Source organism: Variovorax sp. AC103, from assembly GCF_979254005.1.
Window position 1 is genome coordinate 30,517 of sequence record NZ_CEEDFC010000011.1, and the last position, 10,030, is coordinate 40,546.

Here is a 10,030-nt window from a genome sequence, read left to right on the forward strand (position 1 = left end):
CCATACCCAGCCCTCACGGAGAACACGATGACCGACGCCACCCAAGACCCCCAGCTGCTCACACCGCACGACAAGGACCTGGGTGGTGGCTTCAAGGTGCGGCGCCTGCTGCCCGCGGCGCAGCGCCGCTCGGTCGGCCCCTTCGTGTTCTTCGACCATTTCGGCCCGGCCACCGAGCAGCCGGGCAGCGAGCACGACGTGCGGCCGCATCCGCACATCGGTCTGTCCACGGTCACCTATCTCTTCAAGGGCGCGATGATGCATCGCGACAGCCTGGGCAGCGTGCAGGAAATCTTGCCCGGGGCCATCAACTGGATGACCGCCGGGCGCGGCATCGTGCACTCCGAGCGCAAGCCCGAGCGCCTGAAGGCCGACACCTACGTCAACCACGGCCTGCAGCTGTGGGCCGCGTTGCCGCAGGCGCATGAGGAAGCCGAGCCCAGTTTCGAGCACACGCCGGCCGAGGCGATTCCCGAACTGGTGGCGCAGGGCGCGGACGTGCGCGTGCTGGTGGGCGAGGCCTTCGGCGCGCGCTCGCCGGTGAAGACGCTCTCGCACACCGTGTACCTCGACATCGCGCTGCCCGCGGGCGGGCGCTTCGAATTGCCTGCGCTGGCGCCCGAGCTGGCCGTGTACGCGGTCGATGCCGACATTGCCGTCGACGGCGAGCCGGTTCCCGCGCACACGATGGCCGTGCTGTCCGACGGGCAGGGCGCGGTGCTCACGTCGAGCACTGCGGCGCGGCTGATGGTCATCGGCGGCGAGCCGCTCGACGGCCCGCGCTACATCACCTGGAACTTCGTCTCCAGCCGGCGCGAGCGCATCCTCGAAGCGGGTGCCGACTGGGCAGCCCAGCGCATGGGCCATGTGCCCGGAGAGACCGAATTCATTCCGCTGCCGGGCAAGCCCTTCGGCGTGCGCGAGCCGGACACGGGCACCACGCCGGTGTAAGTCCGGTAGGACCCGGTGTGACCCCGGTCTGACACCGCGCGGTTTGCGCAGACGAAAAAAGGGCCCGACGCATCGGGCCCTTTTGTTTTTGCGTGGCGCGAAGAGCACCACGCGGGGTGAGCGGATTACTCGTTGCCGATCGCCACGGTTTCGGAGGGCGACGCACCCGACGGGGCCTTCGGCAATTCGATCACCGCATTGCGCCCACCGCGGGCACGCCAGGCCGAGAAGCCCACGCCGGCCAGCAGCAGCACGCACAGGCCGATGAAGGTGCCGCTGATCGGGCGCGTCACGAACACCGACATGTCGCCGCGCGAGAGCAGCAGCGCGCGGCGGAAGTTCTCTTCCACCATCGGCCCGAGCACGAAGCCCAGCAGGATGGGCGCGACCGAGAACTCCAGCGACATCAGCAAGGCGCCGACGATGCCGAACACCAGCACTTCCCAGATCTGGAACAGGCTGTTCTGCGTGCTGTACACGCCGGTCGCAATGAAGAACATCGCAGCCGGGAACAGGTACTTGTAGGGCACCTTCAGCAGCTTCACCCATACGCCGATCAGCGGCACGTTCAGCACCACCAGGATCACGTTGCCGATCCAGAACGAGGCGATCAGGCCCCAGAAGATGTCCGGATGCTCGGTGATGAGCTGCGGGCCGGGCTGGATGCCCTGGATCAGCAGCGCACCCAGGATCAGCGCCATCACCGCGTCGCCCGGAATGCCCAGGCTCATCGTCGGAATGAAGTCGACCTGCGTCTTGGAGTGGGCCGAGGCCTCCGGGCCGGCCACGCCTTCGATCATGCCGGTGCCGAACTTGTTCGGCGTCTTCGACACCTTGCGCTCCAGCGCGTAGGCGATGAAGGTGGTGATGGTCGGGCCTGTGCCGGGCATGGCGCCGAACACGGTGCCGACGATGGTGCCGCGGATCATCGCGGGGAAGGCGCGCTTGAGCTCTTCCTTGCTCGGGCGCATGTCGCTCAGCTTGAGCGTGCCGGTGTCGCCGATGGCCTTCATGCGGTTCACGTTGAGCAGGAAGTCGGCCACGCCGAACAGGCCCATCGAGATCGCCACCAGCTCCAGGCCGTCGCTGAGTTCAGGCAGTCCGAACGCGAAGCGGAAGCTGCCGCTGTTCACGTCGGTGCCGACCACGCCGCACAGCAGGCCGAAGAGGGTCATTGCCACGCCCTTGAGCGGGGAGCCGCGCGACATGGTGGAGCCTGCCAGCAGACCCAGCATCATGATCGAGAAGATCTCGGTGGGGCCGAACTTGAAGGCGATCTGCACCAGCAGCGGCGAGGCGAAGATCATCACGATGATGCCGACCGACGCCGCGAAGAACGAGGCGATCATCGTCACCCCGAGCGCGACGCCTCCCTTGCCCTGCTTGGTCATGGGGTACCCGTCGAGACAGGTGACCGCATGCGGCGGGTGCGAAGGCATGTTCATCAGGATGGCGCCGATGGCACCGCCGTACTGCGAGCCGTAGAAGATGCCGGCCAGCATCAGGATGGCGGGCACCGGGTGCATGACGTAGGTGAGCGGCAGCAGGATCGAGATGGCCTGCAGCGCGCCCATGCCCGGCAGCACGCCGATCAGGTTGCCCACCAGCACACCGAAGAAGGACCACATCAGGTTCGAGCCCTGGAAGGCCACGCCGAAGCCGAACCACAGGTCGTGTAGCGATTGACCGATCATGATTTCAGCCTCCCCACTGGAACAGGGGGAGCTGCAGCTTGAGCGCCCACCAGAAGACGACGACCGCGATGAAGCACATCGCGAGGGAGAGCAGCAAGGCCTCGGTCAGCGTGTTGTCGCGGTCGCCGAGCGCCGAGATGAACACGATGGCGAAGGTCGCCGGCAGCAGGCCGCCGTACTCGCCGAACAGCAGGAACGCGAGGATGCCCAGGATGATGCAGACGCCGCCGCGAATGTCGGGCATGCCGCCCGGGTGACCGTGCGAGGCGGCCTCTTCGCTGGCGCCGGCAGTGGGCTTGTCGCCGCGCGCCGAGACGGCGATCAGCAGGCCCGTGAGCGCCAGCAGCGCGCCCAGCGCGACCGGGAAGAAGCCCGGTCCCATGTGCGCGAGCTCGCCCACGCGGTACCCGACGCCGGCATAGACGGCGGCCAGGCCAATGACGATCAGCAGGGCGCCGCCGTAGTAGTCTTTCTTGAATTTCGATGTGGGCCGAAGCGCGTGCGAGGCCGGATTTTCACCGAGCGGGTGCTGCATAAGTCTCCTTCGTTGGGAAGGAGCGCAGTCTAGGAATCGAGGCTTTCAATCCCCTTTCGGAGAAGTCTCAAACGCCTCGCCGACCCTCAAAATACGTGTAATCACGTACCGTCGTATCCGGTGAAACCCTTGCAAAAACGGCCTTCGCGGGCCCGTCAGAAGGCGTGCAGCGGCAGCCGAAGAATGGCGCGCAGTCCGCCGCCCGTTGCGCTCTCGGGCATGTCCGCGCTGTCGAGTTCGATCTCGCCGCCGTTGCGCCTCGCATAGCTGCGCGCAATGGTCAGGCCCAGGCCCGCGCCGTGCGCGGCACCCGCGCCCACGGACGCATCGCGATGGAAGCGTTCGAACACGCTGTCGCGCCGCTCGGGCGGAATGCCCGGGCCGCTGTCGCACACCTCCGCCAATGCGTGGGAGGCTTCCCGCCGCACGGTCACCGTGATGTTGCCGCCGCGTGGCGTGTACTTGATGGCGTTGTGCACGAGGTTGGCCAGCACCTCGTGCAGTTCGGCGGCGTTGGCCGCCACGGGCAGCACGGGCGTGTCGTTCGCGTCGTCTGCCTCGTCGGTGCCGTCGGAGTCGTCGTCAGGGGCGGCGATGTGTTGGGCGGCGCTGTCGCCGCGCGCGTCGACCCAGCCCAGGTCCTGGTCGTTCTCGCGCGCCAGCGGCAGGTATTGCAGCACCACGCCGCGCGCAATGGCGTTCAGGTCGACCACGGGCAGCCCGGCCGGCGCGACGTCGTCCTCGGTGGTGGCATGGGCCAGCGCCAGCAGCTGCTCGCTCAGGCGGCGCGTGCGCGACAGCTGCGCCACGATGGCGTGCAGCGACTCGCGCATGCGTGCCGGGTCGGTCTCGCGCACCGCGTAGCCGGCCTGGATCGACAGGATGCTCAGCGGCGTGCGCAACTGGTGCGAGGCATCGGCCAGGAACTGCGACTGCTCGGCCACCATGCGCCGGTGGCTCGCGATGTGGTGGTTCACCGCGTCCACCAGCGGTGCCACTTCCTGCGGCACGCCGCTGGCATCGAGCGGCTTCAGGTCGTCGCGCGGGCGCTCGCGCAGCGAGCGGCGCAGGCGGTCCAGCGGGCGCAGCGTCCAGGCCACGCCCAGCCACACCAGCAGCGCCATCACCAGCACCATGCGCGTGTCGCGCAGCAGCTCCTGGCGCAGCGATTCGGCCTGCGCGTCGGTGCGCGGGCCGGTGCCCTCGGCCGCCTGCACGAGCACGCTGTACGACACGCCCGGGTGCACGTGGTCGTACACCGTCTGGCGCAGCGCGGCCACGCGCACCGGGTGCTGTTCGTGCACCGCGTCGTAGAACACCGGCGTGCCGTCGGGCGGGCGCTGCTGCATGTGTTCGGGTGGGCGGGGCAGGCCCGGCACCCCCATGAGCGTGGTCTCGGGCGAGTTCACGTCCAGCGTCTCGCCCTTGGGAATGCGCTGCACCCCGACATGCAGGTACTTGTAGCGCAGGTGCGTCGACTCGAACATCGCCTGGATCGAGAAGGGCTCCTGCACGCGCACGCTGCCGTCGCTGGCCACCACGATGCCGTTGGCCAGCGCCTGCACGGGTTCGAGCAGGCTCTGGTCGTAGGCGACCACCAGCGAGTCGGTCAGCGCGTGGTAGTCGTTCCAGCTGTCCAGCGCCAGCAGCGCGACCATGCCCGGCAGCAGCAGCGCGAGCAGGCGCGCGCGGATGCCGAAGCGCTGGGGCTCAGTCGGTGTCGGCGAGGTCGGAAGCGAGGGGCGCACGGGGGGCTGAGGATCCATCGGCAATGCTCTCGAGCATGTAGCCCAGGCCGCGCACGGTGACGATGCGCACGTCGCTGTCGGCCAGCTTGCGCCGCAGCCGGTGCAGCACCACCTCGATGGCGTCGGGCCCCGCGGTGCTGTCGTTGGTGAACACCTTGGCGAACAGCTGCGGCTTGCCCACCGGCGAGCCGCTGCGCATCAGCAGCGCGGTGAGCGCGGCCTGCTCGCGCGGCGTGAGCGACAGCAGCGTGCCGCGCAAGGTGAAGGCGTGGCTTTCGCTGTCGTACGAGAGCGAGGCGCATTGCAGGCGCGGGTGCTGCTTGCCGCGGCTGCGCCGCACCAGCGCCGCGAGGCGCGCCTCGAGCTCGACCAGCTCGAAAGGCTTGGTCAGGAAATCGTCGGCGCCCAGGTTCAGGCCGCGCACCCGGTCCTGCAGGGCGCCCTGCGCGGTGAGGATCAGCACCGGCGTGCGGTCGTCGGCATTGCGCATGTCGGCCAGCACGCTCAGGCCGTGCTTGTCGGGCAGGCGCAGGTCGAGCACGATGGCGTCGTACTCGGTGCCGGCCATGAAGGCCTCGGCCGTGCGCGCGTCGGGCGCGTGGTCGGCGACGAAGCCGCTCTGGGTCAGCGCCCGGATCAGCCACGAGGCCATGTCCAGTTCGTCTTCCACCAGGAGGATGCGCATGGGAGGCTGCCGGTTACTTCTTGAGGCCGAGATTCAGGTCGACGTCTTCCGACGCGCGCGCGCTGGCGTCGGCCGCGCGCGCACTCAGGTCGGGCGACAACGCGCGCCGGCCGTCGAACACGAAGCAGTCGCCGTGGTAGTGCGCACCGCCCACCTGTTCGAAATATTTCAGGATGCCGCCTTCGAGCTGCAGCACATGCTCCACGCCTTCTTCGCGCATCAGGATCGCCGCCTTCTCGCAGCGGATGCCGCCGGTGCAGAAGCTCACCACCGTCTTGCCCGCGAAGTCGGCGCGGTGCGCCTTGAGCGCGGGCGGGAATTCGGTGAACTTGGTGATGCGCCAGTCGATCGCGCCGTCGAAGCTGCCCTCGTCGACCTCGAAGTCGTTGCGCGTGTCGAGCAGCGCAATTTCACGGCCTTCGTCGTCATGGCCCTGGTCGAGCCAGCGCTTGAGCGTCGGCGCGTCCACGCCGGGCGCGCGGCCGGCCGAGGGCTGGATGGCGGGGTGGTCCATGCGGATGATCTCGCGCTTGAGCTTCACCAGCATGCGGCGAAAGGGCTGGGCCTGCGACCAGCTTTCCTTGGCTTCCAGGTCGGCAAAGCGCGCATCGGCGCGCAAATGGGCCAGAAAAGCCCGAACGCCGTCGGCGGTGCCGGCCAGGAACAGGTTGATTCCCTCGGGCGCCAGCAGGATGGTGCCCATGAGGTCCAGGGCCTGGGCGCGGGCGCGCAGGTCTTCACGCAGCACGGGGCTGTCGTCTATGCCTACGAATTTGTAGGCCGCGATATTCAAAATCTCTTGCACGGGGGGCGATTGTAGGGATCGTCAACCCACATCGTGGGGCGGTGGTTTCTACAATGGACCGATGTTTGTTCACCTGCGCCTGCACACCGAGTTTTCCGTCGTCGACGGCACCAACCGGATCGACGAAGCCATCAAGGCCGCCGCCTCCGACAACCAGCCCGCGCTGGCCATCACGGACCTGAACAACCTGTTCGGGGCGATCAAGTTCTACAAGCAGGGCCGCAGCAAGGGCGTCAAGCCCGTCATCGGCGCCGAAGTGTTCGTCGACGGGCTGGGCAAGGAGCCCGGCGCGCTCACCCGCATCGTGCTGCTGGTGCAGAGCACCGAGGGCTACCTGAACCTGTCCGAGCTGCTCGCGCGGGCCTGGACGCAGAACGTGAGCCGCGGCCAATCGCAGGCGGCCTGCAAGCTCGAATGGATCGAGGAACTCTCGGGCGGCTTGATCGCCTTGTCGGGCGCGCAAGCCGGCCCGCTCGGCCAGCCCCTGCTGCAGGGACAGGAAGAGCGCGCGGCCGAACTGGCCCTGCGGCTGGCCGGCCTGTTCCCGCACCGCTTCTACATCGAGCTGCAGCGCGCCGGCCGCCCCGAGGACGAGCCGCACGTGATTGCCGCCGTGAAGCTCGCCGCCCGCCTGAAGCTGCCGGTGGTCGCCACGCACCCGGTGCAGTTCGCGGCCCGCGAAGACTACGAGGCGCACGAGGCGCGCGTGTGCATTTCCGAAGGCGAAATTCTCGGCAACCCGCGCCGCGTGCGCCGCTTCACCGACGAGCAGTACTTCAAGTCGAGCGCCGAGATGCAGGCGCTGTTCGCCGACGTGCCGAGCGCGCTGGCCAACACGGTGGAAATCGCCAAGCGCTGCAACCTGACGCTGGTGCTCGGCAAGCCGCAGCTGCCGGACTTTCCGACGCCCTTCATCGCCGAGGGCGTGCGCATGCCGATCGACGACTTCTTCCGCCAGGAGTCTTTCGAGGGGCTCGAAGTGCGCCTGGCGCACCTCTACCCCGACGCAGCCAAGCGCGACGCCGAACGTCCGCGCTACGTTGAACGCCTCGAGTTCGAGATCAACACCATCCTGAACATGGGGTTCCCGGGCTACTTCCTGATCGTGGGCGACTTCATCAAGTGGGCCAAGGAAAACGGCTGCCCGGTGGGCCCGGGCCGGGGCTCGGGCGCGGGCTCGCTGGTGGCCTACGCGTTGAAGATCACCGACCTGGACCCGCTCGAATACAAGCTGCTGTTCGAACGTTTCCTGAACCCCGAACGCGTCTCGATGCCCGACTTCGACATCGACTTCTGCCAGGGCAACCGCGACCGCGTGATCGACTACGTGAAGGACAAGTACGGCCGCAATGCCGTGAGCCAGATCGCCACCTTCGGCACCATGGCCGCGCGCGCGGCCATCCGCGACGTGGGCCGCGTGCTGGACATGAGCTACATGTTCTGCGACGGCATCAGCAAGCTGATTCCGAACAAGCCGGGCATGTCGGTCACGCTGCAGTACCCGCCCGAGAAAAAGATCGAGGGCGACAAGAACAACTACGCCATCGAGATGGAGCCGCAGCTCGCGCAGCGCATCGAGAAGGAAGAAGAAGTGCGCATGCTGGTCGAGCTGGCGCAAAAGCTCGAAGGCATGACCCGCAACATCGGCATGCACGCCGGGGGCGTGCTCATCGCGCCGGGCAAGCTCACCGACTTCTGCCCGCTGTACCAGCAGCCCGGCAGCGACTCGGCCGTGAGCCAGTACGACAAGGACGACGTCGAGGCCATCGGCCTGGTGAAGTTCGACTTCCTGGGGCTGGCCACGCTCACCATCCTGGAGATCGCCAAGGACTTCATCGTCGCGCGCCACAAGGGCCAGGAGAATTTCGCGTTCGAGAACATCCCGCTGAAGGACGCGGCCACCTACCGGCTGTTCTCCGAAGGCAAGACCGAGGCGGTGTTCCAGTTCGAATCGCGCGGCATGCAGGGCATGCTGAAGGACGCACGGCCTACACGGCTGGAAGACCTGATCGCGCTGAACGCGCTGTACCGCCCCGGTCCCATGGACCTGATTCCCAGCTTCGTGGCGCGCAAGCACGGCCGCGAAGACGTGGAGTACCCGCACCCGGCCGTGGCCGAGATGCTGTCGGAGACCTACGGGATCATGGTCTACCAGGAGCAGGTGATGCAGACCGCGCAGATCCTGGGCGGCTACTCGCTCGGCGGCGCCGACCTGCTGCGCCGCGCCATGGGCAAGAAGAAGCTCGAGGAGATGGCCGAGCACCGCGAGAAATTCCGCGCGGGCGCGCTCTCCACGCACGGCATTCCGCAGGACAAGGCCGACGAAATCTTCGACCTGATGGAGAAGTTCGCGGGCTACGGCTTCAACAAGTCGCACGCCGCCGCCTACTCGCTGCTGGCGTACCACACGGGCTGGCTCAAGGTCCACTACACGGCCGAATTCTTCTGCGCCAACATGACCGTGGAAATGGACGACACGGACAAGCTCAAGCTGCTGTTCGAAGACGCACAGAAGAACTTCGGCATCACCTTCGAGCCGCCGGACGTGAACCGCGGCAACTACCGCTTCGAGCCGGTCACCGACAAGGTGATTCGCTACGGCCTGGGCGCGGTGAAGGGCTCGGGCCAGCTCGCGGTCGAGGCCGTGGTGAGGGCGCGCGAGGAGGGCGGCCCGTTCAAGAGCCTGTTCGACTTCTGCGTGCGCATCGACCGCCAGCGCATCAACAAGCGCACGGTCGAGGCGCTCATCAAGGCCGGCGCCTTCGATGCCATCCAGCAGAACCGCGCGTCGCTGATCGCCTCGGTCGACCGCGCCTTCGAATTCGCCAACGCCACGGCGGCCAATGCGGCGCAGGTCGACATCTTCGGCGACGCCGAACACGGCTCGGCCAACGCCGAGCCCGACCTGGTCGACGCCACCCCCTGGGGTGTCAAGGAGCGGCTCACGCTCGAAAAAACGGCCGTGGGCTTCTACCTGTCGGGCCACCTGTTCGACGAGGTCTCGCACGAGGTGCGGCGCTTCTGCAAGCGCGAGATCGGCGACCTGCTCGACAGCCGCGACCAGCAGGTGATCGCAGGCATCGTGAGCGACTTCCGGGTGATCAACGGCCAGCGCGGCCGGCTGGCGATCTTCAAGCTCGACGACAAGTCGGAGTCCATCGACGCCACCGCCGACGAGGCGCTCATCAATGCCAACCGCAACACGCTGAAGGACGACGAACTGGTCATCGTCAGCGGCAAGCTGCAGCCCGCGCGCGGCGGCTTCGAGGCACGCTTCCAGGTGCAGCAGGTGTGGGACCTGGCCACGGCGCGTTGCCGCTTCGGCAAGTTCCTGCGCGTGGCGGTGAACGGCAAGGCGCCCGACATCGCGCGGCTGCTGAAGGACTTTCCGCCGCGCAAGGAGCAGACCGAAGTGGGCGACCTGATCCAGGGCCTGCCGGTGCGCCTGTCGATGGCGCGGGGCGGGGCACAGGTCGAACTGCAGCTGGGCGAGCGCGCCAAGTTCTTCCCCACCGACGCGGCGCTGGCCAGCTGGACCGCGCAGGCGGACGCAGGCAAGGCGCTGATCGTCTACGACTGATCAAGGGCTTCGCCGACGTGGGCCCTTTCGAG

At 67.7% G+C, this 10,030-nt stretch carries 7 protein-coding genes; 2 read left to right on the forward strand and 5 right to left on the reverse strand.

The genetic code is table 11. From position 1 onward, the window contains the following. Window positions 1-27: 27 nt before the first annotated feature. Window positions 28-951 carry a pirin family protein gene (locus AC0IYU_RS17085; RefSeq protein ID WP_472119210.1) on the forward strand — a complete coding sequence of 308 codons (924 nt, stop codon included), beginning with the start codon at window positions 28-30 and terminating at the stop codon, window positions 949-951. Window positions 952-1,076: 125 nt separating this feature from the next. On the opposite strand, the gene AC0IYU_RS17090 is transcribed toward AC0IYU_RS17085, so the two are convergent. The 5 genes from AC0IYU_RS17090 to AC0IYU_RS17110 form a co-directional block, all read right to left on the reverse strand. Continuing rightward, the gene (locus AC0IYU_RS17090; protein ID WP_435483523.1) at window positions 1,077-2,645 is read right to left on the reverse strand and encodes a tripartite tricarboxylate transporter permease; all 1,569 of its coding nucleotides are present in this window, start codon (window positions 2,643-2,645) and stop codon (window positions 1,077-1,079) included. 4 nt (window positions 2,646-2,649) lie between these two features. Next, window positions 2,650-3,180: a tripartite tricarboxylate transporter TctB family protein gene (locus AC0IYU_RS17095; protein ID WP_472119213.1), complete on the reverse strand. Its 531-nt coding sequence runs from the start codon at window positions 3,178-3,180 to the stop codon at window positions 2,650-2,652. 155 nt (window positions 3,181-3,335) lie between these two features. Beyond that, on the reverse strand, window positions 3,336-4,946 hold the full coding sequence (locus AC0IYU_RS17100) for a sensor histidine kinase (RefSeq protein ID WP_472119216.1): 1,611 nt from the start codon (window positions 4,944-4,946) through the stop codon (window positions 3,336-3,338). Next, window positions 4,891-5,613, reverse strand: coding sequence for a response regulator (locus AC0IYU_RS17105; RefSeq protein WP_472119219.1), 723 nt, complete (start codon window positions 5,611-5,613; stop codon window positions 4,891-4,893). Before AC0IYU_RS17105 ends, AC0IYU_RS17100 begins: the two co-directional genes overlap by 56 nt. Before the next feature lie 13 nt (window positions 5,614-5,626). Beyond that, entirely contained in the window at window positions 5,627-6,418 is a 792-nt protein-coding gene (locus AC0IYU_RS17110; protein ID WP_472119222.1) for a sulfurtransferase, read from the reverse strand. A 61-nt stretch (window positions 6,419-6,479) separates the two neighbouring features. Here AC0IYU_RS17110 and dnaE point away from each other — a divergent pair, with 61 nt between their 5' ends. After that, window positions 6,480-9,998 carry a DNA polymerase III subunit alpha gene (dnaE, locus tag AC0IYU_RS17115; RefSeq protein ID WP_472119224.1) on the forward strand — a complete coding sequence of 1,173 codons (3,519 nt, stop codon included), beginning with the start codon at window positions 6,480-6,482 and terminating at the stop codon, window positions 9,996-9,998. Window positions 9,999-10,030: the final 32 nt, after the last annotated feature.

Excerpts from the sequence above, each read along its gene's own strand:
- AC0IYU_RS17095 (WP_472119213.1), bottom strand. The coding sequence starts at position 3,180 with ATGCAGCACCCGCTCGGTGAAAATCCGGCCTCGCACGCGCTTCGGCCC.
- dnaE (WP_472119224.1), top strand. The coding sequence starts at position 6,480 with ATGTTTGTTCACCTGCGCCTGCACACCGAGTTTTCCGTCGTCGACGGC.
- AC0IYU_RS17100 (WP_472119216.1), bottom strand. The coding sequence starts at position 4,946 with ATGGATCCTCAGCCCCCCGTGCGCCCCTCGCTTCCGACCTCGCCGACA.
- AC0IYU_RS17085 (WP_472119210.1), top strand. The coding sequence starts at position 28 with ATGACCGACGCCACCCAAGACCCCCAGCTGCTCACACCGCACGACAAG.
- AC0IYU_RS17090 (WP_435483523.1), bottom strand. The coding sequence starts at position 2,645 with ATGATCGGTCAATCGCTACACGACCTGTGGTTCGGCTTCGGCGTGGCC.
- AC0IYU_RS17105 (WP_472119219.1), bottom strand. The coding sequence starts at position 5,613 with ATGCGCATCCTCCTGGTGGAAGACGAACTGGACATGGCCTCGTGGCTG.